The following is a 22,833-nucleotide window of genomic DNA, read 5'->3' as shown; positions in this document are numbered from 1 at the left end:
CAAATTACTTGAAGATACATCTTCAAATAATTTAGGTCTAGATTAGATTTATTTTTCTTATTTATAAGAGTTGTCACTGTAGAACATTGGTATTAACAATGCATTAAGGTAATATTTGTTTTTTTATTGTTAATGGAAATTCAGCATGGTTGCACAAGAAATAATTCGGAGTGTCAAAATCGCGTTAGATGAAGATTTAAACGGCCTCTCTCCACTTGAAGGTGATATCTCAGCGAATTTAATCCCTGAAGGTAGACAAGCTAAAGCGATTGTTATAACACGTGAAGATGCGGTTTTTTGTGGCCAGGCATGGACCGAAGAAATCTTTCGCCAACTAGGTAATCAAGTGAAAATAACTTGGTTTGTCAAAGAGGGTGATTTTGTTAAAGCCAATAGTCAATTATTTAGTCTTGAAGGAGCAGCGCGCACTTTATTAACGGGTGAACGTACAGCGCTTAATTTTATACAAACATTGTCAGGTATTGCAACAACAGTGAAACAGTATACAGATTTAATCAAGGACACTGATTGTAAATTACTTGATACCCGTAAAACCTTACCCGGTTTACGTCATGCCTCAAAATATGCCGTGTTATGTGGCGGCGGTTTGAATCATCGTTTAGGTCTGTATGACGCCTATTTAATTAAAGAAAACCACATTATGGCTTGTGGCGGCATTGAAGCGTCAGTCAAAATGGCTAAAAAACAACACCCGGAGCGATTAGTTGAAGTAGAAGTGGAGTCTATTGCGGAATTAAAAGAAGCATTAAATGCGGGCGCAGAGCGTATTATGTTAGATAATTTCAGTATTGCAATGATGCTCGAAGCCGTGGCCCTTAATAGTGAAAACCCAAACTCAACGGCAAAGTTAGAAGTTTCAGGTAATGTTAATAGCGACACTATCCTTCCCTACGCAAAAACGGGCGTGGATTATATTTCTGTGGGCGCTTTAACCAAACATGTACGGGCCATCGATTTATCAATGCGTTTTATCGCTTAATACCAAATTCTTTCATTTTTTTTGCATTTATGCAGGTTCAACCACATGATAACTAGATATAAAACACTAGCTTGGTCTTTGCCATTGATTTGATTCATAAAACCCTGTTATTTCACCACTTAGTGAGTGGCCGGCTGAAGTTATACAAAATAGTTCCCTGCGTCTGATTAGTGACATTGCTATGATTTGTATTTATTAAAAACCGCCCTAAGCTTGTTGGACTGTTTAGGGAGTTTTTTATGTCATATAAGATATTATTTTTTCTACTTTGTCTTTTTTCACCTTTATCTCACTCAAACGAAACTTTATCACCTCCGATTCAACTTGCTACCCTTTATCATCAAGATATTAATATCCAGGCATATTGGGTAAGCGAGAAATTGGATGGCGTGCGTGCTTATTGGGACGGCAAACAACTCATTTCCAAGCAGGGTAATGTTTTTAATGCGCCGGGGTGGTTTATTAAAGATTTCCCACAACAGCGATTAGATGGTGAGTTGTGGATTAATCGTCATCAATTTGAACAAGTTTCAGGGATCACGCGAAAACTGCAGCCCATTGATCAAGAGTGGCAAAAAATATCTTTTATGATTTTTGACCTGCCTGGCTCTGATGCTGATTTCACATCCCGTTTACAACAAATACAAAAATTAATTCAGTCAAGTGACTCAGCCTATCTCAAAATGATTAAACAACAACGAGTTGAAAATAATCAGCAGCTGCAATTATTATTAGAGCAGGTACTCAATAATGGGGGTGAAGGGTTAATGCTACATAAAGGGGAAGCTTACTATCAGGCAAAACGCAGTAAAGATTTAATGAAATTAAAAAAATATGAAGATGCTGAGGCGGTTGTTATTCAGTATTTTCCCGGTAAAGGGAGAAACGCTGGTAGGCTTGGATCATTACTTGTTGAAACAAAAGAGGGAATTAAATTCAAAATTGGTACTGGATTCTCCGATCTAGAGCGTGAAAACCCACCGCCTATTGGCGCTACAATCACTTATAAATACACTGGAAAAACAAATAATAATGTTCCCCGTTTTGCCAGCTTTATGCGTATTAGAGACGCTTATTAAAGATTAAAGTATTAAAAATTAAACGGGTTACAGTTTTTTTATAATAGCCGCATTAGCATCGGGAAATGAATAAGTAAGTAATTCAGCTTTATTAACCCATTCCATCCTTTGCCCTTCTTGAGCAAGCGCCTCACCGTCAAATTGACTGACCAGAAAAAAATTAAGATTTAATTGCTTATCGCCATAATCAAAAAAGGTTGACTCTAATAAACGATAATCAACCGCCGTGATTGCGACCTCTTCTTTTAATTCTCTTAACATTGCCTGTTCTGCGCTTTCATTTTTTTTGATTTTTCCTCCGGGAAATTCCCACTTTCCGCCTTGGTGCACATGGTCAGGACGCAAACAGATCAGAAATAAATTTTGTGTGTTTTTTACAACCGCAATACTGATATCAATATTTTTCATAAAAGTCCTTTTAAAAGCATAAAAAAGGCTCTTGTTAAAAGAGCCTTTTTCTAGCCATCAAATTTTAAAAAAACTAATCAAGTTTACCATGACACTGTTTGTATTTTTTGCCAGAGCCGCATGGGCAGGGTTCATTGCGCCCCACTTTTTTTTCGTTGCGTACAAAAGTGTCATCGCCCGTATTTTCATCGCTAACCACTTCCCCCTTATTTACCTGTGCATGCTTCATTTCCAGCTGAGCCTTAGCTTCAGCCTGACGACGTTGTTCTTGAATTACGTCAGCTTCTTCCTTTGACTGCACTTGCACTTTTGAAAGGATAACCACAACTTCACGTTTTAAGTTTTCCAACATTTGTAAAAACAATTCAAATGACTCGCGTTTGTACTCTTGTTTAGGATCTTTTTGTGCATAACCACGTAAATGAATACCCTGGCGTAGATGATCCATTGCAGCAAGGTGCTCTTTCCACAAAGTATCAATAGTTTGCAGCATGACAGATTTTTCGAAACTACCAATAATTGCTGGACCAACCTGTTCTTTTTTCGCGAGATATGAAGCTTTTGCATGCTCAACCACTTTTTCACGAATGCTTCCTTCTTGCAGGTTTGCATCATCAATTGACCATTGTCGAACAGGTAAATCGACTAAAAAATCAGCTTTTAACCGCTGCTCTAACCCTTCAAGATCCCATTGTTCAGTGAGTGAATGGGGAGGAACATATTCATTAACACAATTATGAAATACATCATCCCAGATTTGCTCAATTGTTTCTGTGATCTCTTCACTGTCAATCACACCGTTACGCTGCTGATAAATCACTTTACGTTGTTCATTAGACACATCATCAAAATCGAGAAGAGATTTACGCATATCGAAGTTTCGACCTTCAACTTTACGTTGTGCATTCTCAATAGCACGTGAGACCCAAGGGTGCTCAATTGCCTCCCCTTTTTCCATGCCCAATTTTTTCATCATATTAGATACTTTCTCTGAAGCAAAGATACGCATCAGAGAGTCTTCCATTGATAAATAGAAACGGCTTTCACCAGGATCACCTTGTCGCCCAGAGCGGCCACGTAGTTGGTTATCAATACGACGAGATTCGTGCCGTTCAGTACCGACAATATATAAGCCACCCGCCTTTAATACTTTTTTATGCTCTTCTTTCCAAAGCTCTTTTTCTGCTTCTATTTCCTTGGGGCTCACATCGCCTAACTTATCCAAACGAGCTTCCAGATTACCACCCAGAACAATATCGGTACCACGGCCCGCCATATTTGTTGCAATGGTGACACTGCCTAATGCACCCGCTTGAGCAATAATATCTGCTTCTTTGGCATGAAATTTAGCGTTTAAAACACTGTGTTTTATTTTTGCCTTATCCATTAAATCGGATAATAACTCAGAGTGTTCAATAGATACCGTTCCAACCAAGATTGGTTGTCCTTTCTCCAGACGCGGTTTAATATCATCGACAATAGCTTGATATTTTTCCTGTTCAGTTAAATAAACCAAGTCTCCGCCATCTTTACGGATCATCGCTTGATTGGTTGGAATCACAATGGTTTCTAAACCATAAATAGACTGAAATTCAAATGCCTCAGTATCAGCAGTACCGGTCATGCCGGCCAATTTTTCATAGAGACGGAAATAGTTTTGGAAAGTGATCGATGCTAATGTTTGGTTCTCATTTTGAATTTGTACACCTTCTTTAGCTTCTACCGCCTGGTGTAAACCTTCAGACCAGCGCCGTCCGGGCATTGTCCGTCCAGAGTGTTCATCAACAATAACGACTTCGCCTTTTTCTGTGACTATATATTCAACATCTTTTTCAAACAGGGTATGCGCACGCAATGCTGCATTGACATGGTGTAATAAACTAATACTGGCGGCTGAATAGAGTGATTGATTTTCATCAAGTAAACCACGCTCTTGTAAGATAACCTCTACTTTTTCTTGGCCACGTTCAGTGAGTAAAACCTGCTTATTTTTTTCATCAACAGTAAAATCCCCTTCCCCGATATATTCTTCAGTATCTTCTTTGTCCTGTTGAGTTAACATTGGGATAACAGTATTCAACTCAGTATATAAAGTAGCATCACCATCAGTCGGGCCTGATATAATAAGCGGCGTTCTCGCTTCATCGATTAAGATTGAGTCAACTTCATCGATAATGGCATAATGTAACGAGCGCATAACACGCTGCTGCGCTTCAAACGCCATATTATCGCGCAGGTAATCAAAACCAAATTCATTATTAGTGCCATAAGTGATATCAGCGGCATAAGCAGCTCGTTTTTGATCCCCGGACATACCCGATATATTAATACCAACGGTGAGCCCTAAAAATTCAAAAAGTTTAGCATTCCACTTAGCATCACGACCTGCAAGATAGTCATTTACCGTTATAATATGCACACCTTTACCGCTTAGTGCATTAAGATAAGCTGGCAATGTAGCCGTTAATGTTTTACCTTCACCAGTACGCATTTCAGCAATTTTATTGTCATTTAAGACCATACCGCCAATTAATTGCACATCAAACTGACGCATACCAAAGACACGCTCGGATGCATTACGTACCACAGCAAAGGCTTCAACAAGAATTTTATCTAAGCTTTCACCCGATGCGAGACGTTCTTTAAACTCGATCGTTTTAGCTTTTAATTCCTCATCCGACAGCGCTTTCATTTGTGGTTCTAACTTATTAATTTCATCTGCTACTTTACGTAGCTTCTTCAAATAACGGTCATTACGACTGCCTATTATTTTTGTTATTAGCCCTGTAATCATTTCACTTTCTCATTCTATAAAAATTAAAATTTTGATGTAAACGCGTTTTGCACCAACGATACGTTTGAAAACTGTTAACACTTCTTTAAAACTACGCGTTGATAAAATTATTGCCGATTAAAAAACCGACCAATTTAACATAATGCCTGAACAGCAACTCTATAACCAATCTATACTGAAATGGACTTTAATTAAAGTAAATGGAGATGACTTTTTGTAATTTCAAGCCCTTAAGTCAATTTTTTGTTTATCCTACCTAAAAAAAAGAAATCAGCAGGCATTTATTTTTATCATTAAAAACGTAGAATCTATTTCCTTACTTGAATAGATAACCGCTATACTGGTCATTGTCTCTTCAAAATGATGAAATTAATGAATAGAACCCGACAACCAAAATCCGTTTCTGCGTTATTAAATAAAAGCGGTTTGCAACATGATGTAACAGTGATAATGGCGTTAAACAGTTTACTACAAAGCCATTTGAAACAACATAATATCCCTGGATGCAGGATAGGCAGCTTACAAAATGGGAGCTTGCTTATAGAAATCCCAGATGCAACTTGGATGATGCGCCTGAAATTTATGCGAGCTGAGCTGCTGACATTATTACGTCAACGGGTTCCATCTCTATTACGACTCAAAATCAAGGTAAATCCGGCACTCTCGAGTACTCATAAAATGCAGCATAATCCGCCGAAAAAAGATATTAAACGTGCGGCTAAAATGCCCGCTGATGTTGCAGAATCATTTTTAGCATTAGCTGAAGATGCAGAGCCGGGATTGCAAAAAGCGTTACGCTCGTTAGCCGACTATTCTAAAAAATAAGTTGATAAAAATAACAAAAAAAATCCTTTAGAAAACTAAAGGATTTTTTATTTAGAGAGCAAAAACAGGAGATACGTATTGAATGGGGGATTCACTTACTGGCTCTTCAAAGGTGACCATTTCCCAAGCTTCTTGGTCTGCTAATAAAGCACACAAAAGTTGGTTATTAAGTGCATGTCCTGTTTTAAAGGCTTTAAGATGACCTAAAATAGTATAACCAGAAAGATAAAGGTCACCAATGGCATCCAGTACTTTATGTTTTACGAACTCGTCTTCATAACGTAAACCATCAGGATTTAATACCCGAAACTCATCTAAACCAATCGCATTATCCAAACTAGCCCCTAAGGCTAAATTATTTGATTGTAAATATTCTACACTTTTCATAAAACCAAAGGTTCTGGCGCGGCTGATCTCTTTTACAAAAAGATCACCGGAAAAGTCCATTTTTATATGTTGATTTTGACCTTCAAAAACGGGGTGATCGAAGTCGATTTTAAAATCTAAACTAAAGCCTTTATTCGATGGGTGTAATTCAGCCCATTTACCCTCTTTTTCATCTTCAACCCGAACCATTTTTTTAATACGAATGAATTTTTTCGGACTGTTTATCTCTTCAATACCTGCCGATTGCAGGAGAAAAATAAAAGGACTTGCACTGCCATCCATAATTGGAATTTCAGGGGCGTCAACATCAATAATTATATTATCAATACCCAACCCGGCAAGTGCAGCAGAAAGATGTTCTACCGTTGATATTTTTTGGCCCTGATCGTTAACTAAGCAAGTGCATAAAAGCGTTTCTTGGACCGCTTGTGCATGCGCTTTAAAACTAACAATAGGATCAAGATCGGTACGGCGGTATACAATACCGCTATTGGCTGGTGCAGGGTGGAATTCAATTTTCACCTTATTACCTGAGTGCAGGCCAATACCTATTGACTTGACACTCTTCTTAAGTGTTCTTTGTTTAATCATTGTTCCCCCTACCGCCGCTCTAGCGTTATATAATAAGCGGAATTTTAGCAGTTTGTGATGAATATCGCAAACTGCTAATAATGATTAATCAGCCTGTTTACGTAAAAATGCTGGAATATCCAAGTAGTTTCCTTCGGGTTTTGCCGAACTTACAGGCTCTTCGGTTAACACAGGTTCGCGGGTAATTTCAGGTGCCTGCGGCTCAGCCTTTACCGGCGAACTTTTGACAGCAGAAAGATCTGATTTTCGCTCTCCAAGACCAGTCACAATAACAGTCACATGCAATTCCCCACTATCAATTTCAGGATTTACTGTTACCCCAAAAATAATTTGTGAGTCATCGGAAGCAAACTCTTTCAGCGCATCACCAACAATATGGTATTCATCCCAGCTAAAATCTAATCCGGCGACTATGTGCACTAACACGCCACGGGCATTGGAAAGGTCAACATCCTCAAGCAATGGACAAGAGATAGCTTTCTCGACCGCCACTTCTGCACGGTCTTCACCTGAAGACACACCAATTCCCATTACGGCTGTCGTACCTGCTTCCGTCATAACAGTTCGAACGTCAGCAAAGTCAATGTTAATGGTACTTTCTTCATTATTGATGATCGCAGAAAAACCAGATACGGCATCATATAACACGCCATTTGCAGCACTTAATGCATCGAGGAACGAGACTCCGCGCGGCAGTGATTTTTGCAATTTATCATTCGGGATGATCAGCAATGAATCAATATGTTCAGCCAAACGCTCAATCCCTTGATTGGCATAATTAATACGTTTTTTACCTTCAAAGGTAGAAGGTTTAGAAACCACGCCAATAGTCAAAGCACCCAGTTCTTTAGCTATCTCAGTCACAACCGGAGAAGCCCCTGTCCCTGTACCACCGCCCATGCCTGCGGCAATAAAAACCACATCGGCACCGGTGAGTACCTCACGAATTCTGTCTTTATCTTCTAAAGCAGATTTATATCCAATTTCCGGATTTGCTCCGGCACCGAGTCCATTGGTAATACTCGCACCAAGTTGTAAACGAATATCAGCTTTTGATGAGCGTAATGCTTGTGCATCAGTATTCATGGCAATAAATTCAGCACCCGCTAAACCCTTTTCGATCATGTAGTTAATAGCATTACCACCGCCGCCGCCTATGCCGACCACTTTGATAATAGCTTGTTGTTCATGCTCATCACTGACTATTTCAAACATTTGCTCTTTTTCCACTTTATATAGATTATCAGACATAGTATCACCGCCTTGGTTATACAAAAATTGATTGTTAATATTCTTTTTTAATTCTATTTATAATCACCGAGAAACGACTTCTTATTCTACTTATAATCACCGAGAAACCACTGACATCCGGGCTTTCATCATTTTTGCTAAACGGTGTAGTTTTAAAACGTAACAAACCTAAAACGGTTGAATAAGCAGGTGTCGCAACATCATCGACTAGACCTTGTAAATTCTCTGGTTTTCCTATCCGTACTTGCATATTGTCAAATACTTTCTCTGCAACCTCAACCAAACCTACCATTTGTGCCGCACCGCCTGTTATAACAATACCCGCCGCCAATTTCTGTTTTAGACCTTCCATTCCAGATCCACTGCTTAGTTTGCATAACTCTTTTTTTATTAACTCTAATAATTCACTATAGCGGGCTTCAATCACATCAACTAACATTTGCCGTTGCAGCGTTCGCGCATTCCTCCCGCCCACACTGGTCAATTCAATCATTTCGTCAGGATCGATACTATCGCGTTGTAAACAGCCATATTTAATTTTAATTTTTTCCGCTGAGCTTTGTGGTGAACTAAAGGTAATGGCAATATCATTGGAGACTGAATTTCCAGCATAAGCCAGCACTGAACTATGCCTTAATGCGCCTGCAATATAAACAGATATGTCCATCGTGCCGCTGCCTATATCAACAATACAAACACCTAACTCTTTTTCATCTTCACTTAAAATAGCGGCACTCGACGCAACACCGGAGAAGGTGAGTTGTTCGATTAACAAACCACATAATTCAACCGCTTTTTCTAAATTTTTAACAAAATCATTATGACAGGTAATTAAATGCACATCCGCTTTTAGTTTAACCCCCGCTAATCCCAGCGGGTTACTAATACCTTCTTGAGAATCAATTGAATATTGTTGTGGGATCACATGTAATAAACGTTGATCATCACGTATTTTTATTGATTGGGCGTTATGCAACACACTTTCAATATCATAAGAAGAAACAGCATTATCGTCGATAGCCCAGGTACCCGATTCATTCGTTGATTCAATATGCGCACCAGAAACAGATAAATTCACCGAGGATACTTTACAATTGGCCATCTCTTCAGCAACCGTTAATGCATTTTGAATCGCAGTGACAACGGAATCTAAATCAGTAACAGAACCTTTATCAACACCTTTTGCGGGCACCTCTCCAATACCCACGATATTGATCATATTATTAGCCATTTGTTCTCCAATTAGGAGGACAATTTTACTGCTGCCAATATCTAATCCAACTGTATAGTTACTTTCCATACTCAAACTCACCGTTATCTTCATTAAACTGCATAATCTTGGATTATATATTAAATATCAAGATTTACCTTTTTGCCAACCAATCGCTATTCCAGTATCGTAACGCAAATCTAAATAGTCAATTGTATCAACATTATATTTTTTTTCTATTAATGGAAAGACACTTAAAAAGCGTTGAATACGATCCAGTTTTTGTTCTTTACCTAAGCGTAATGCAATACCATTATTTAAAATAATGTTACTTGAGTTACGCTTATCGCTGCTTAATAATTTAATCTTAAATTTATTCACTTTTAATAACAGTTCAACTTCCAAGTAAGTTTGTAATACTTGCTTAACAAATTCATCTTCACCATTGAGCTTAATATATTGATCCGAAATATCCTCCATAGGGGTGTAAATAATATCGCCAGCCTGATTTAACAGCGCGCTATTGTTCCAAATAGCAATAATTGACTGTTCAACAATGTGAATTTTTATTGTATCAGGCCATTGTTTGCGTATCGACGCAGAATAGACCCATGGCATATCTTCAAGCTGTTTTTGAATTTGTGCAATTTCCAGAGTAAAAAAATTTAAACTATCTTTTTGCTCTTTTAATACGCCGCGCACATCGTCCGATGAAACGTGCTGCATATCACCCGTTAAAATTAAAGAGGTTAAGGGTAAAGATTGTTCATCGGTTAACCATGATTTTAATTTTGAATAACTGTTCTGTAACCCGTACATTAAAATAAGAAAAAAAATCAAACTAATCCATTTGCCAATGTTGATTTTTTTTAATTTATAGATCATATAATTACAGTGTTTGCTTTAAAATTTCGATGGTCAGCTGATCAAAATCGTAACCCGCTTCTTTTGCAGCTTTAGGCACTAAGCTTGTTTCTGTCATACCGGGCACGGTATTGACTTCTAATAAATACCATTGCCCTGACTTATCCAGCATAAAATCCACTCGTCCCCATCCGCGACACCCAATGGCAGCAAAGGCATCTACCGCTAATTGATTTAATTCAGCGAGCTTTTCTTGTTCAAGACCACAAGGACAATAATATTGTGTGTCCGTCGATTGATACTTAGCCTGATAATCATAAAATGTATTATTAGTGTGCATCCGGATAGCCGGCAATGCTTTTCCATTTAAGATTGATACAGTGTACTCTTGCCCGGTGATCCACGTTTCAAGTAATACTGTCTGATCAAATTTAAAAGCCTCAGTCAGTGCTTTAATAAGCTCCTTTGCAGTGCTTACTTTTGCCATACCGAGACTGGAACCTTCACTGACGGGCTTAACTATCGCTATGCCCGATAAACCTGCCAGTATCTGTTCAGCCTGTGCGGGGTCAAATGCCTCTTTAATGATAATTCGGTACTGGGCGGTTGGTAATTGCAGACTTTGCCAAATTTGCTTGGTCTTTGATTTATCCATTGCAATAGCCGAACTTAAAACATCACTGCCTGTATAGGGAATATCCAATGTACTTAAAAATCCCTGTATAACACCATCTTCACCTCCTCGCCCATGCAAAGCAATAAAAACACGATCAAAATTTAATTGTTTTAGCTGCAATAAATCATCAAACTTAGGATCAATAGCATAGGCATCAATCCCTTGCCGCAACAATGCATTTAACACCGCTTTTCCAGAACGTAACGACACTTCACGCTCCGCACTGTGACCACCAAATAAGACGGCAACTTTACCAAAATCTAAACTCATTGTACGCGGCTCGCTTTTTTCATTTTTTCTATATTGAGTTGCAATTCAGCTAATGTTTTAACCACCGCACCAATATTGCCAGCCCCCTGTGTTAAAACAAGATCACCATCGTCAATTATCTGCGCCAGCATAGCAGGCAACACTTCAGGACTGGCAACAAAAATAGGCTCTTTACCACTACGTTGCCGGATAGTACGGCATAAAGAGCGGCTATCAGCGCCGGCGATAGGCGTTTCACCGGCAGCATAGACATCCAGCAGTAATAATTGATCTACTTGCGCTAAGACATGCGCAAAATCTTCATAGAGATCACGTGTTCTTGTATACCGGTGTGGCTGATAAGCCATTACTAAACGTTTATCCGGCCAAGCCGCGCGCGCAGCATCAATGGTTGCTTGTACTTCCGTCGGATGGTGACCGTAATCATCAACCAAAATAGCTTTACCACGTCCAGTTTCAAATTCCCCGTATTGTTCAAAACGACGGCCAATACCGGCAAATTCATTAAGTGCCTTTGAAATGGAGAAATCATCGATATCGTCTTCCATTGCGACAGCGATCGCGGCAGCTGCATTTAATGCATTATGTTTTCCCGGAAGATTAAGCTGAATTTTCATTGCTGGTTTATTAATTCTATGAACTGAAAATTCACTGCGGTTTACGCATTGTGAGAAATCTGAAATACGAACATCCGCTTGTTCGTGGAAACCATAAGTAACAGTTTGTCGCGCAAAACGTGGGATCAATTGTTCAATAACAGCATCATCAAGGCATACCACTGCAGTGCCATAAAAAGGCAAGTTTTGTATAAAGCGAACAAAGGTATCTTTCAATACTTCAAAATTTCCTTCGTAGGTATCCATATGGTCAGCTTCAATATTGGTCACTACTGAAACCATAGGTTGCAAATGTAAAAATGAGGCATCACTTTCATCAGCTTCTGCGATTAAATAGCGACTTTGCCCTAATTTTGCATTGGTGCCTGCGCTATTTAATAGACCGCCGATCACAAAAGTAGGATCGAGTTGAGCTTGCCCATAAATACTCGCGATTAAGCTTGTTGTAGTGGTTTTCCCGTGTGTACCGGAAACGGCAACACCATGACGATAACGCATCAATTCAGCCAACATTTCTGCTCGGCGCACCACCGGAATTCGGGCCTGTTGCGCCGCTAATAGTTCTGGATTATCAGCATTAATGGCAGTTGAAACAACCACCACTGACGCACCATATATATTATCCTGTTGATGACCAATGAAAATCTCAGCGCCGAGTGAACGTAATCGCCTGACGACCGGATTTTCAGCAATATCAGATCCTGAAATTTTATAACCTTCATAGGCTAATACTTCTGCAATGCCGCCCATACCTGCGCCACCAATTCCCACAAAATGAATTTGTTTAACACGACGCATTTCAGGTACTGTAGTGCGTATTTGGGCTAGGTCAATTTTTATCATAATAAATCACTTGTCTAAAATAAAGTTGTAAGCCAGCAATATGTCATTGCGTATTGCTTAAACTAATTGATTACAGATAGATGCAACACTCTCTGTTGCATCAATAATGGCTGCTTTTCTACTCTTTTGTGACATCGCAGTCAATAATTTTCTATTTTGTAGAAATAGACGCAAATAATCGCTTATTTTTTTTGCAGTTAATTCTTTTTGTGCGATTAACACCGCCGCCTCTTGGGAGACTAAATATTGGGCATTTTTAGTTTGATGATCATCAACGGCATGTGGCAAGGGAACAAAAATCGCGGGTAAACCGACAACCGCTAATTCCGCAACAGTTAACGCCCCCGCGCGGCAAATAACCAAATCAGCCCAGTCATAAGCACTCGCCATATCAGTAATAAATTCTTGCACATTTGCCTTAACAAGCCGTTGTTCATAACCTTTTTGCACAGCCTGATAATGTCCTTCACCACTCTGATGCATAATATTAAAGTTTTCATTGTCAAACGAACTAAAAACGGCGGGTAATAAGTCATTTAATACTTTAGCCCCTAAACTCCCACCAACCACGAGTACTTTAAGGGCCACATCCTCAGACGAGATTTTTTTTACAGGCAGATCAACAAGCTGCTTGCGCACAGGGTTGCCCACCAAAATAGCTTTACCACTTTTAAAAGCACCTGAAAAGCCCATTAATACACGCTTGGAAAATAGTGATAGAATTCGATTTGTTAGTCCGGCCACGGCATTTTGCTCATGTAAAATAACCGGAATCCCCATGCTCCAGGCGGCAATACCACCCGGTCCGCTGGCAAATCCCCCCATTCCCAAGACTAAATCAACCCTGCGTTTTTTTAACACAGAACGTGCTTGCCAGATTGATTTAATGATCCGAATGGGTGCCATCAATAAACGTTTTAGGCCATTTCCCCGTATGCCGGCAATATCGATAAAATCTATTTCATATCCATGTTTAGGGACAAGTTGCGCTTCCATACGATCCGCTGTGCCCAACCAACTGACTGCCCAACCCTGCTCTTTTAGTGCATCTGCCACTGCAAGTCCCGGGAATACATGCCCACCGGTACCGCCTGCCATGACCACTAATGTTTTTTTATTGCGCATCAACTTCACCTACTGTTTCTTTTAATTTAGCTTTTTTAGATCCTTTGATTTTTTTAATAAGCGTTTCTGCAGTTGCAATACGGGTTTCATAATCAATACGTAATAATAAACCTATTGCCAGCGAGATAGTAATCAGGCTAGAGCCGCCATAACTCACTAAAGGAAGCGTTAACCCTTTGGTTGGCGCAATGCCAGATGCAGCGCCAATATTAACAGCCGTTTGGAAAAAAAACCAAATGGCAATACCGATAGCAACATAACCAGCGAAAACAAAGGTTTGCTTAAGGGCATTTTTACCAATAGAAAAGGCTTTATAAACCAAATAAAATTCCAAAATAAGGACCAGACTAACACCTATAAAACCTAATTCTTCTGCCAGTATTGCCATTATAAAATCCGTATGTGCTTCGGGTAGATATTCTAATTTTTGGACGGAATTGCCTAAACCTTGTCCAAACCAACCACCCCGGCCAAAGGCCATCAGCGATTGAGTTAATTGATAACTTCGGCCAAAGGGCTCAGCCCAAGGATCTAAAAATCCAAAAACACGTTCCATACGATAAGATGAGGTCATAATCAGCGCAATGATCGCAGTCAACAACGCGGCTCCGATACCAATAAATGAAATCAACTTTGCATTGGCAATAAATAACATCCCCATCATAATAACAATAATGACCACTATTGACCCCAAATCGGGCTGTTTTAGTAACAATAATGAAAAAGCAAATAATACTATCAGGGGTTTCATAAAACCTTTTATGGTATCGATCACTTCTTTTTGACGGCGATACAGATAACTTGCTAAAAAGAAAATAATCGCAGGCTTAGCAAATTCTGATGGTTGTATATTAGCAGGACCTAATCGCAACCAGCGATGCGCACCGTTTACTTCGGTACCCACCAGCAGAACCGCAATCAATCCTAAAAATATCAAACTAAGTATTATTCCTTGATGCTTATACCAGTGTGCCATAGGAATACTTACAACTGCGCACAGCAGTATTAAACAAAGTAATAAATAGAATGCTTGACGCTTAAGAAAACTAAAGGGATCTGCTGAGAGGGCAATACCTTCGGGAATTGAAGAAGATGCAACAATCACCATGCCAATACACATAAGAATAAACGTAGCAATTAAAAGTTGCCTGTCATAGGGCTCAGAGGAATTGTTGGTACTCCTTTGTATAAAAAGATTAAATAATGCCATCAGTTTTTTCTCGCTGGCAATGCCTTGACTAAGCGTTTAAAGTGATCTCCTCGTTGCATAAAGTTTTTATACATATCTAAACTGGCACAAGCAGGGCTTAATATGACCAAGTCCCCTGCTTGTGCCGTTGTGAAAATGTTCTCAACGGCCTGCTCTAAATTTTCAACCAGCAGTGCGCGTTTATGTTGTGCCGCTATTTTTTTTCCGTCAACTCCAAAACAGACGATCATCCCTTGGATCTCTTTCAGCACCAGCGCTAACTCACTAAAATCGGCACCTTTGCCATCACCGCCTAAAATAACATGCACATTACCCGGTATGGTTTCGGACAAACCCAATAATGCAGCCTGTGCGGCACCTATATTGGTGGCTTTTGAATCGTTTATCCAACGAACATTGTTTATCTCAGCAACAAATTCACAACGGTGCGGCAAACCAGAATATGCTTGTAAGGCTGTAAACATTCCGATTTCGCTTAAACCGACAGCCTCACCCAATGCAAAAGCGGCCAACGTATTCATCCAATTATGCTTACCACTCAATTTCAATTGTTTAGCAGCGAGTATTGGGGAACCATTTTTTGCCAAAAAAATCTGCTTATCTGCATCGGTTACCAATCCATAAGCAAGCTTATCAAAACCAAAGCTGGTTTTATTAAGACTATGATTTTTTGGGTAAGTGAGCTTATCATCGCGATTATACAGTGCCATTTTACATTGCTGATAGAGACGATGTTTCGCTGCCGTATACTGCGCATAGGAGTCATATCTGTCCATATGATCTTCACTAATATTTAATAACGTTGCGATATCCGCATTTAATGAAAAGGTAGTTTCTAATTGAAAACTCGATAACTCTAAGATATACAAATCAATTTCAGGAGAAAGTAAATCAAGGGCGGGAATGCCAATATTACCACCAACAGCCACTTTTATTTTTGCAGCGACCGCCATTTCGCCAAGTAAACTGGTCACTGTACTTTTACCATTTGAACCGCTGATAGTAACTAATTTAGCATGTGCATAAGCAGGTTTTGAAAGCTCTCTAGCAAATAACTCTATATCACCAATAATCTCACAACCATTGGCCAGAGCAAATTGTAATGCCGGCGTCGCCAACGCGATGCCCGGGCTTGCAATAATTAAATTAAACTTGGCGAGCAACTCAAAGCTTAATTCACCTTTGATAAGTTTAACTGAACTATCAAGCTTATCCTCACCGGGAGGGCTTTGCCGCGTATCAAATACAGTCACTTGCTCACCTTGTTTTAATAAAAAATTAACACAAGATAATCCGGTTTCTCCAAGCCCTAGTACTGCAATCTGTTGGTTTGACATTTTAACGTACCTTTAAGGTCACTAAACCTATTAATACTAACACTATGGTAATAATCCAAAAACGGACAATAACACGCGGCTCAGGCCAACCTTTTTTCTCATAATGATGATGAATGGGTGCCATTCTAAAAATACGCCGTTTACGCATTTTATATGAACCTACCTGTAAAATAACCGACAGTGTTTCCACTACAAATATCCCCCCCATAATAACCAGCAGGATTTCTTGACGAACCAAAACAGCAATTACACCGAGTAAAGCCCCTAATGCCAGTGAACCCACATCACCCATAAACACTTGTGCAGGATAGGTATTGAACCATAAAAACCCTAACCCCGCTCCTACTATAGTACCGCAGATAACCACCAATTCACTGGCCTTAGGAATGTAGGGAATATACAAATAATGCGCATAATTAACATGGCTTGTCAGGTAGGCAATTAATGCAAATGCAGCTGCAACCATCACAGTCGGCATAATAGCCAATCCATCTAAACCATCGGTCAAATTAACAGCATTACTGCTACCTACCACGGTAAAATAGACTAAGGGAATAAAAGCCAAACCAAGATAAGGCATATATTGTTTAAAAAATGGCATAACAAAAGTCAGTTCCGCCGGCGTTGTTGCGCTTAAAAATAAGACAACAGCAAGAACAAGCGCAGTAACAGATTGCCAAAAATATTTCCAGCGGGCAATTAAACCGTCAGGGTGTTTACGGACCACTTTTAAATAGTCATCCATAAAACCAATTGCACCAAAAGCAAGCGTTGTGAACAGCACTATCCAAACATAAGAATTGTCCAATCTAGCCCATAATAAGCTTGAGAAGGTGATTGCACCAAGAATCAAAATACCACCCATGGTTGGCGTCCCAGCCTTACTGAAATGAGATTCTGGGCCATCCTGCCGGACGATTTGACCAATCTGAAACTTTTGTAAAAAACGTATTAATTTAGGCCCAAAAAACAGCGAAAATGCTAACGCGGTTAATACCGCCATAACTGTTCGCACTGACAGATATGTTAGTACATTTAAAAATGTAAATTGGCTTGAAAGTAACTCTGCTAACCAGACGATCATAGTCTTATACCCTATTATTTAATTATTATTGTTAGCACATCAAGCGCTGAATTTATTGGCTGCCTGCTTGATAAAGTTAACAACCTCTTCCATTTTTGAACCACGCGAGCCTTTCACTAAGATCGTCAGCTTATTTTTTTGCTCTAATAGTCTGTTTTCTAAGTAAGCATTTAATTGTTTCTTATCAGCAAAATGCAGGGCTTCACCCTGCCCTGCTTGCTTGAAAGCCTGGTATGTTTTAAACGTAAGCTTACCGAAAGTGATTAACGTTTGAATCCCTTTTTGCGCTGCATACTCACCAATCAGAAAGTGCTCATGTTCACTAAAATCGCCTAATTCAGCCATGTCGCCAAGAACAAGAAGATGGGAAGAAGCGTATTGTTGGAGCAGATCAATAGCCACTTTCACAGAAGCAGGGTTAGCATTATAAGTATCATCAATCAAGGTCACTAATTTATTGAGTTCACGACTATCAACTCGCCCCTCAACCTGTTGCACTAAACCTAGACCCGCCTGTATATCCTTCAGGTTACAGCCTAATGCAAGTGCCATTGTTGCGGCAGCAAGCGCATTACTTACATTATGTAATCCAGCTAAATTCAATTGAATAGAGATTGCTTGCGGGTCCCTATTAAGCATCACATTAAGCCGAAAAGATGCCTTACCCAAGGAAGAAAAAATAATATTTGACGCACTCACATGGGCTTTTTCACTCTCTTTAGAAAATGTGAATACCTGTCTATTTAATTTTTTTAATTGGGTTAAATACTCACTGGCGAAATCAGAATCTAAATTCACCACCGCGATGCCAGTGTCTCCAAGACTTGACCAAATTTCCCCCTTTGCTTGTGCGACACCCTGCAGCGATCCAAAACCTTCAAGGTGAGCAGGCATTACATTATTTATTAATGCCACATCGGGTTTTGTAAGTTGCGCCGTATAGGCAATTTCACCTAAATGGTTAGCACCTAACTCGACCACGGCATAACGTGTTTTTTCGGTTAAACGTAATAAAGTAAGGGGTAAACCGATATCATTATTAAAATTACCCGCGGTTGCTAACACATTTTCATTATTACCAGTATGGCAGCAAAGTATTGCACTGAGTAATTCTTTGGTGGTTGTTTTACCATTACTGCCGGTAATAGCGGCGCATTTTAACCTGCCTATTTGCTGCCTGACATAACTCGCTAATAGGCCTAATGCAATTCTCGTATCTTGTACCAGAACACAGGGTAAATCACTCCTTTTTTTCTGATCAATTAATAACGCCCCCGCCCCCTGTTGCACGGCTTTTTCTAAAAATTGGTGCGCATCATAGCGTTCACCGCGCAGTGCGATAAAAAGATCACCCGATTTGATTTGTCTGGTATCGGTACTGATATTATTGAAAACTGCCTCTGGGTGCTCACAATTAATTATCTGCCCAGCGGTTGCTTTGGCTATTTCAGCAAGTGTTAGGCTGATCATGTTAATACCTTCTTCTTTTTTTATTGTGGTAAAGGTCATTATTATGCCTGCTCGCTCTGGCGTGACAGTCACTTTTTATCATACTTTACCATTATTTCTTACAGATAGGTTGTGCTTATTTATGTGCAGAATAATCGACCAGATCGGCTGATTTTTGTAATGAAGCTAAACATTCTCGATCGCTATAATGCACGCGTTGTGTGCCAAAGATTTGGTAATCTTCATGTCCCTTCCCAGCCAGCAGCACAATATCATCGGATTGTGCTGAATTTAATAAAAAATTCACTGCTTGGCGGCGATCATGGATCACCTCAACTCTATCGGGTCTGGCAAAACCTTGTAATATATCTTCAATGATACTCTGAGCATTTTCTGTGCGTGGATTATCATCAACCAACACCACTTTTTGAGCATAAGATTCCGCAATGTTAGCCATTTGTGGACGTTTACCCGTATCGCGGTCCCCACCACAGCCGAAAACACAAATCAGACGACCTGAAGATTTATGTTTCTGCAGTGCCAGTAATACCTTCTCTAATGCATCGGGTGTATGTGCGTAATCAACCACAAAGGTGATGTTTTTTTCCGCAAAGTAATACTGTTCCATCCGCCCAGGCACGGTACTTAATTTAGGAAAGATTGTTTGTACATGTTCTATGCTGACATTTTCTACCAATAATTGCGTTAATACAGCAGCCAAATTTGACACATTGAAATCACCATAAAAGGGGGCTGATACGACTCCCTTCCCCCAACTTGAGTGAAATGCAAAAGTGACACCTTGAGCATGATAATCAACATCTGTTACCCGTAGATAAGATTGTTTATCAGTTAAGGCTTTGGCATTAAAACCATAACTGATAGCATCCGGAAAATCAGTTAACCACTGTGCGCCGATTGGGTCATCTGCATTGATGATACGTTGCTTGAGAGGATACTTTTCAAATAGGCTTTTTTTAGCTAAATGATAATTCTCCATCGAGCCATGATAATCAAGGTGATCGCGGGTTAAATTAGTAAATATTGCGCTAAAAAAAGGTACGGCGGAAACACGCCCCTGGTCCAGTCCATGAGAGGAGACTTCCATTATCGTATATTCAGCCCTCTGCTGCTGATAACAATGCAACTCAGAAAATACCGATATAGCGTCTAAGGTTGTATTTAAGCTGCTTTTTAATTGCCCGAATAAACCGTTTCCAATGGTGCCCATTTGCGCGCTCTGTTTACCTAAGAGCATAAAACTGTCAGCTAACAAACTTGCTATCGTGGTTTTTCCATTGGTCCCCGTCACAGCAATCACTTTATGTAACTTGATTTTCCTAAAAAAGAAACGATAGGCTAGTGCACTTAAAATAGCCGCAGGTTTGTAAACTGCGAACACTGGCACACCTGATTTTATAGTTACCTGACCATGCTCGGATCGGTTTTTAGTTTCCGATAAAACAGCACAAGCGCCCATTTTGAGGCTTTTTTCAATAAATAAACGCCCGTCATGTTGTGCTCCCTGAAGTGCGATAAACAGGTAACCACGGCAAATTTGACGACTGTCTAAGGTTAGACCGGAGACCCTAATCGAAGGATCATAGTCACTTAACCAAGGTTTAATCAAATCGTCTAATAACATTATTTGCGAGTCGTTATGCATGATTAATTTGACTCTAAATAAGTATAACTATCATTCTCATCATCAGGACGAACGTGACTTAATAAAAGTGCACTTTTCATCACAGCTGAAAAAACCGGCGCAGCCACATCACCCGCATAATATCGGTCGCCTTGCGGCTCATTAATCATTACAACTATTGCAAAACGCGGGTTACTTGCAGGCGCTAATCCGGCAAAAACCGCGACATAATCATCTCCATACCCCCCCGCTACGGCTTTACGTGACGTCCCAGTTTTACCTGCAATTCGGTAACCTTCAACTTTCGCTTTAGGCGCAGTCCCTCCCTTTTCAGTAACGCCCTCCATCATGGCCACAACCTCTCGGGCAATATTATTTGGGATCACCTGCTCTCCTTGTACCGCAGCTGCATTTTTCAATATCGAGACGGGGTATTGCACACCGCCACTGCCTAAAATGGCATAAGCTCTGGCAAGTTGCAGGGTAGTCGTTGTTATACCGTACCCAAAAGACATGGTCGCCAACTCAAAATCAGACCATCGGCCACGCAGTGGCAAACGACCAAAACTCTCTCCTATTAAACCAATGCCAGTATTATTACCGAAGCCAAAGTCAGAAAAAGTTTGTTGTAATTGATCAGGTTGCAGGCGCAGGGCTAGTTTACTGACACCAATGTTACTGGATTTTTTTAAGATCATGGCCAGATCTAATTTCCCCAGATTATGACCATCGTGAATCCTTCGACCACCGATATTCATCCAACCCGGTGAAGTATCTATCACTTCATCAACATCCGCTTTTTTATAAATAAGGGCACTCGATACTACTAATGGCTTAACCGTTGACCCTGGTTCAAAGGTGTCTGTTATGGCACGATTTCTTAGTTTGTATGGCTGGTACTGAGCACGATCATTCGGGTTAAAGGAGGGCCAGTTTGCCATCGCATAAAGTTCTCCCGTATTAACATCTAAAACAACAATAGACCCCGATGTTGCATCATTTATTTTAATCGCACGTTTTAGCTCACTGTAAGCAACCGCCTGGATTCGCTGATCAATGCTAAGTTGTAAGTTGCCTGCCGCTTTTTTAACTTTAAGCACTTCGATATTATCAATAACATTACCCAGGCGATCTTGACGTACTCTTTTTTGTCCACTTTGCCCCTGGAGATAATTATTATAACTTTTTTCAATGCCTTCGATACCTTGAGAATCAAGATCGGTTAAGCCTAAAATATTGGCATTAATTTCTCCTGTAGGATAAAAACGGTGTGACTCAAGCTGTTCGGAGATTCCGGCTAAGTTCAGTTGGTTGATATATTCTACAATCTGTTGGTTTACTTGGCGTTTAAGGTAAGAAAATCGGGAGTTGGGTTTTTGGAGAATCTCAGCAAGTTGATCCAGCTCAATATCCAAAACGTCAGCTAAAGCGGCCCATTTTTTTGACTCGTAGAAAAACGTTTTATTAACTGTCTCTTTGCCTGTTTCAGGATTAACAACAATACTGTCTAACCATTCCTGCTCCGTAAAAGCGAATGCCGCTTTTACTCTTTTAGGATCCGCCCAAATTGCATAGGCAGGTACACTGATCGCTAACTCTTCGCCATTTCGATCTTGAATGTTACCACGATGAGCCACTGATTCTGTGATGCGTAAACTACGTTTATCCGCTTCGTTGGTTAAATATTCAGGTTCAATAATCTGCAGATAAGCTAAGCGACTGATTAACAGCAATGCAATTGTCGCAACCGTGATTGAAACAAAAATATAACGCCACGAGGAAAAGGTTTCATAAACATTTTTCCCGGGTGTTTTTAGGGCCATTTTTTGCTTTTTCAAATGCCGTTTTATTTTCATCTCAGTTCCACCAATACACTGTTCTTTTTTGTTGCCTGTGACATGGACAATTTTTTAAGCGCAATACGACGAATACGACTGTGCTCATCCAATGTGTGCTCTTCAATTAATAAATTTCGCCACTCCATCATCAAGTCGTCTTTATCCTGTGCTAAGCGCTCTATTTGAGTGACCAATCCACGTGTTTTATGGGTAGTATAAACATTGTAAATCGCGCTACATACAATCAGCATCCCAACCAAAACAGCAAAAAAATGTTTGCGTAAATCGGTGGCTATTAAACATAATAAATGCGTATTGGGTGTGCTCAAG

The 22,833-nt window shown here is 39.9% G+C and carries 19 protein-coding genes; 3 read left to right on the top strand and 16 right to left on the bottom strand.

All coding sequences use genetic code 11. The features are described 5' to 3' along the window. Nucleotides 1–145: 145 nt before the first annotated feature. Nucleotides 146–1,000 carry a carboxylating nicotinate-nucleotide diphosphorylase gene (gene nadC / locus PING_RS06120; protein WP_011769558.1) on the top strand — a complete coding sequence of 285 codons (855 nt, stop codon included), beginning with the start codon at nt 146–148 and terminating at the stop codon, nt 998–1,000. A gap of 239 nt (nt 1,001–1,239) precedes the next feature. Further along, a complete protein-coding gene (locus tag PING_RS06115; RefSeq protein WP_011769557.1) occupies nt 1,240–2,079 on the top strand; it encodes a DNA ligase in 840 nt (279 codons plus the stop codon). A gap of 27 nt (nt 2,080–2,106) precedes the next feature. On the opposite strand, the gene mutT is transcribed toward PING_RS06115, so the two are convergent. Both mutT and secA read right to left on the bottom strand, forming a co-directional pair. After that, nucleotides 2,107–2,487: an 8-oxo-dGTP diphosphatase MutT gene (gene mutT / locus PING_RS06110; protein WP_011769556.1), complete on the bottom strand. Its 381-nt coding sequence runs from the start codon at nt 2,485–2,487 to the stop codon at nt 2,107–2,109. A 73-nt stretch (nt 2,488–2,560) separates the two neighbouring features. Next, a complete protein-coding gene (gene secA, locus PING_RS06105; RefSeq protein WP_011769555.1) occupies nt 2,561–5,281 on the bottom strand; it encodes a preprotein translocase subunit SecA in 2,721 nt (906 codons plus the stop codon). Between the two features lie 372 nt (nt 5,282–5,653). Between secA and PING_RS06100 the strand changes: the two genes are divergently transcribed. Continuing rightward, the gene (locus PING_RS06100) at nt 5,654–6,106 is read left to right on the top strand and encodes a DciA family protein (protein ID WP_157035311.1); all 453 of its coding nucleotides are present in this window, start codon (nt 5,654–5,656) and stop codon (nt 6,104–6,106) included. A gap of 51 nt (nt 6,107–6,157) precedes the next feature. Here PING_RS06100 and lpxC read toward each other — a convergent pair whose 3' ends face one another. The 14 genes from lpxC to ftsL all read right to left on the bottom strand — a co-directional run bounded on the left by lpxC (nt 6,158) and on the right by ftsL (nt 22,832). Further along, complete coding sequence (lpxC, locus tag PING_RS06095; RefSeq protein WP_011769553.1) at nt 6,158–7,084, bottom strand: UDP-3-O-acyl-N-acetylglucosamine deacetylase; 927 nt, start codon at nt 7,082–7,084, stop codon at nt 6,158–6,160. Nucleotides 7,085–7,168: 84 nt separating this feature from the next. Next, a complete protein-coding gene (gene ftsZ / locus PING_RS06090) occupies nt 7,169–8,335 on the bottom strand; it encodes a cell division protein FtsZ (RefSeq protein ID WP_011769552.1) in 1,167 nt (388 codons plus the stop codon). A 34-nt stretch (nt 8,336–8,369) separates the two neighbouring features. Beyond that, on the bottom strand, nt 8,370–9,635 hold the full coding sequence (ftsA, locus tag PING_RS06085) for a cell division protein FtsA (RefSeq protein ID WP_011769551.1): 1,266 nt from the start codon (nt 9,633–9,635) through the stop codon (nt 8,370–8,372). A 57-nt stretch (nt 9,636–9,692) separates the two neighbouring features. Further along, a complete protein-coding gene (locus tag PING_RS06080) occupies nt 9,693–10,430 on the bottom strand; it encodes an FtsQ-type POTRA domain-containing protein (RefSeq protein ID WP_011769550.1) in 738 nt (245 codons plus the stop codon). A gap of 4 nt (nt 10,431–10,434) precedes the next feature. After that, nucleotides 10,435–11,355 carry a D-alanine--D-alanine ligase gene (locus tag PING_RS06075; protein WP_011769549.1) on the bottom strand — a complete coding sequence of 307 codons (921 nt, stop codon included), beginning with the start codon at nt 11,353–11,355 and terminating at the stop codon, nt 10,435–10,437. After that, nucleotides 11,352–12,815 carry a UDP-N-acetylmuramate--L-alanine ligase gene (murC, locus tag PING_RS06070; RefSeq protein ID WP_011769548.1) on the bottom strand — a complete coding sequence of 488 codons (1,464 nt, stop codon included), beginning with the start codon at nt 12,813–12,815 and terminating at the stop codon, nt 11,352–11,354. Before murC ends, PING_RS06075 begins: the two co-directional genes overlap by 4 nt. A 57-nt stretch (nt 12,816–12,872) precedes the next feature. Next, nucleotides 12,873–13,940: an undecaprenyldiphospho-muramoylpentapeptide beta-N-acetylglucosaminyltransferase gene (gene murG / locus PING_RS06065; protein ID WP_011769547.1), complete on the bottom strand. Its 1,068-nt coding sequence runs from the start codon at nt 13,938–13,940 to the stop codon at nt 12,873–12,875. Continuing rightward, nucleotides 13,930–15,150, bottom strand: coding sequence for a putative lipid II flippase FtsW (ftsW, locus tag PING_RS06060; protein WP_011769546.1), 1,221 nt, complete (start codon nt 15,148–15,150; stop codon nt 13,930–13,932). Before ftsW ends, murG begins: the two co-directional genes overlap by 11 nt. Then, the gene (gene murD / locus PING_RS06055; RefSeq protein WP_011769545.1) at nt 15,150–16,487 is read right to left on the bottom strand and encodes a UDP-N-acetylmuramoyl-L-alanine--D-glutamate ligase; all 1,338 of its coding nucleotides are present in this window, start codon (nt 16,485–16,487) and stop codon (nt 15,150–15,152) included. The genes ftsW and murD overlap by 1 nt, the downstream gene beginning before the upstream one ends. A gap of 1 nt (nt 16,488) precedes the next feature. Then, nucleotides 16,489–17,571 carry a phospho-N-acetylmuramoyl-pentapeptide-transferase gene (gene mraY, locus PING_RS06050; protein WP_011769544.1) on the bottom strand — a complete coding sequence of 361 codons (1,083 nt, stop codon included), beginning with the start codon at nt 17,569–17,571 and terminating at the stop codon, nt 16,489–16,491. Nucleotides 17,572–17,610: 39 nt separating this feature from the next. Next, the gene (locus tag PING_RS06045) at nt 17,611–19,080 is read right to left on the bottom strand and encodes a UDP-N-acetylmuramoyl-tripeptide--D-alanyl-D-alanine ligase (RefSeq protein WP_011769543.1); all 1,470 of its coding nucleotides are present in this window, start codon (nt 19,078–19,080) and stop codon (nt 17,611–17,613) included. A gap of 76 nt (nt 19,081–19,156) precedes the next feature. Further along, a complete protein-coding gene (gene murE, locus PING_RS06040; RefSeq protein ID WP_157035310.1) occupies nt 19,157–20,665 on the bottom strand; it encodes a UDP-N-acetylmuramoyl-L-alanyl-D-glutamate--2,6-diaminopimelate ligase in 1,509 nt (502 codons plus the stop codon). A gap of 23 nt (nt 20,666–20,688) precedes the next feature. Continuing rightward, nucleotides 20,689–22,521: a peptidoglycan D,D-transpeptidase FtsI family protein gene (locus PING_RS06035; RefSeq protein ID WP_011769541.1), complete on the bottom strand. Its 1,833-nt coding sequence runs from the start codon at nt 22,519–22,521 to the stop codon at nt 20,689–20,691. Further along, the gene (gene ftsL, locus PING_RS06030; RefSeq protein WP_041766028.1) at nt 22,518–22,832 is read right to left on the bottom strand and encodes a cell division protein FtsL; all 315 of its coding nucleotides are present in this window, start codon (nt 22,830–22,832) and stop codon (nt 22,518–22,520) included. The genes PING_RS06035 and ftsL overlap by 4 nt, the downstream gene beginning before the upstream one ends. Between the last annotated feature and the right edge of the window lies 1 nt (nt 22,833).

It is taken from the genome of Psychromonas ingrahamii 37 (assembly GCF_000015285.1).
Taxonomy (GTDB): Bacteria; Pseudomonadota; Gammaproteobacteria; order Enterobacterales; family Psychromonadaceae; genus Psychromonas; species Psychromonas ingrahamii.
The sequence above is the reverse complement of the archived record's forward strand: the minus strand, read 5'-3'. Positions and strand labels throughout refer to the sequence as shown.

What these genes read in the sequence shown, in the direction of transcription:
- murD (WP_011769545.1), bottom strand. Translation starts at nt 16,487, where the DNA reads ATGTCAAACCAACAGATTGCAGTACTAGGGCTTGGAGAAACCGGATTA.
- secA (WP_011769555.1), bottom strand. Translation starts at nt 5,281, where the DNA reads ATGATTACAGGGCTAATAACAAAAATAATAGGCAGTCGTAATGACCGT.
- mutT (WP_011769556.1), bottom strand. Translation starts at nt 2,487, where the DNA reads ATGAAAAATATTGATATCAGTATTGCGGTTGTAAAAAACACACAAAAT.
- PING_RS06080 (WP_011769550.1), bottom strand. Translation starts at nt 10,430, where the DNA reads ATGATCTATAAATTAAAAAAAATCAACATTGGCAAATGGATTAGTTTG.
- murC (WP_011769548.1), bottom strand. Translation starts at nt 12,815, where the DNA reads ATGATAAAAATTGACCTAGCCCAAATACGCACTACAGTACCTGAAATG.
- mraY (WP_011769544.1), bottom strand. Translation starts at nt 17,571, where the DNA reads ATGATCGTCTGGTTAGCAGAGTTACTTTCAAGCCAATTTACATTTTTA.
- lpxC (WP_011769553.1), bottom strand. Translation starts at nt 7,084, where the DNA reads ATGATTAAACAAAGAACACTTAAGAAGAGTGTCAAGTCAATAGGTATT.
- murE (WP_157035310.1), bottom strand. Translation starts at nt 20,665, where the DNA reads ATGTTATTAGACGATTTGATTAAACCTTGGTTAAGTGACTATGATCCT.
- PING_RS06045 (WP_011769543.1), bottom strand. Translation starts at nt 19,080, where the DNA reads ATGACCTTTACCACAATAAAAAAAGAAGAAGGTATTAACATGATCAGC.
- PING_RS06035 (WP_011769541.1), bottom strand. Translation starts at nt 22,521, where the DNA reads ATGAAAATAAAACGGCATTTGAAAAAGCAAAAAATGGCCCTAAAAACA.
- ftsW (WP_011769546.1), bottom strand. Translation starts at nt 15,150, where the DNA reads ATGGCATTATTTAATCTTTTTATACAAAGGAGTACCAACAATTCCTCT.
- PING_RS06075 (WP_011769549.1), bottom strand. Translation starts at nt 11,355, where the DNA reads ATGAGTTTAGATTTTGGTAAAGTTGCCGTCTTATTTGGTGGTCACAGT.
- PING_RS06115 (WP_011769557.1), top strand. Translation starts at nt 1,240, where the DNA reads ATGTCATATAAGATATTATTTTTTCTACTTTGTCTTTTTTCACCTTTA.
- ftsZ (WP_011769552.1), bottom strand. Translation starts at nt 8,335, where the DNA reads ATGTCTGATAATCTATATAAAGTGGAAAAAGAGCAAATGTTTGAAATA.
- PING_RS06100 (WP_157035311.1), top strand. Translation starts at nt 5,654, where the DNA reads ATGAATAGAACCCGACAACCAAAATCCGTTTCTGCGTTATTAAATAAA.
- murG (WP_011769547.1), bottom strand. Translation starts at nt 13,940, where the DNA reads ATGCGCAATAAAAAAACATTAGTGGTCATGGCAGGCGGTACCGGTGGG.
- ftsA (WP_011769551.1), bottom strand. Translation starts at nt 9,635, where the DNA reads ATGGAAAGTAACTATACAGTTGGATTAGATATTGGCAGCAGTAAAATT.
- nadC (WP_011769558.1), top strand. Translation starts at nt 146, where the DNA reads ATGGTTGCACAAGAAATAATTCGGAGTGTCAAAATCGCGTTAGATGAA.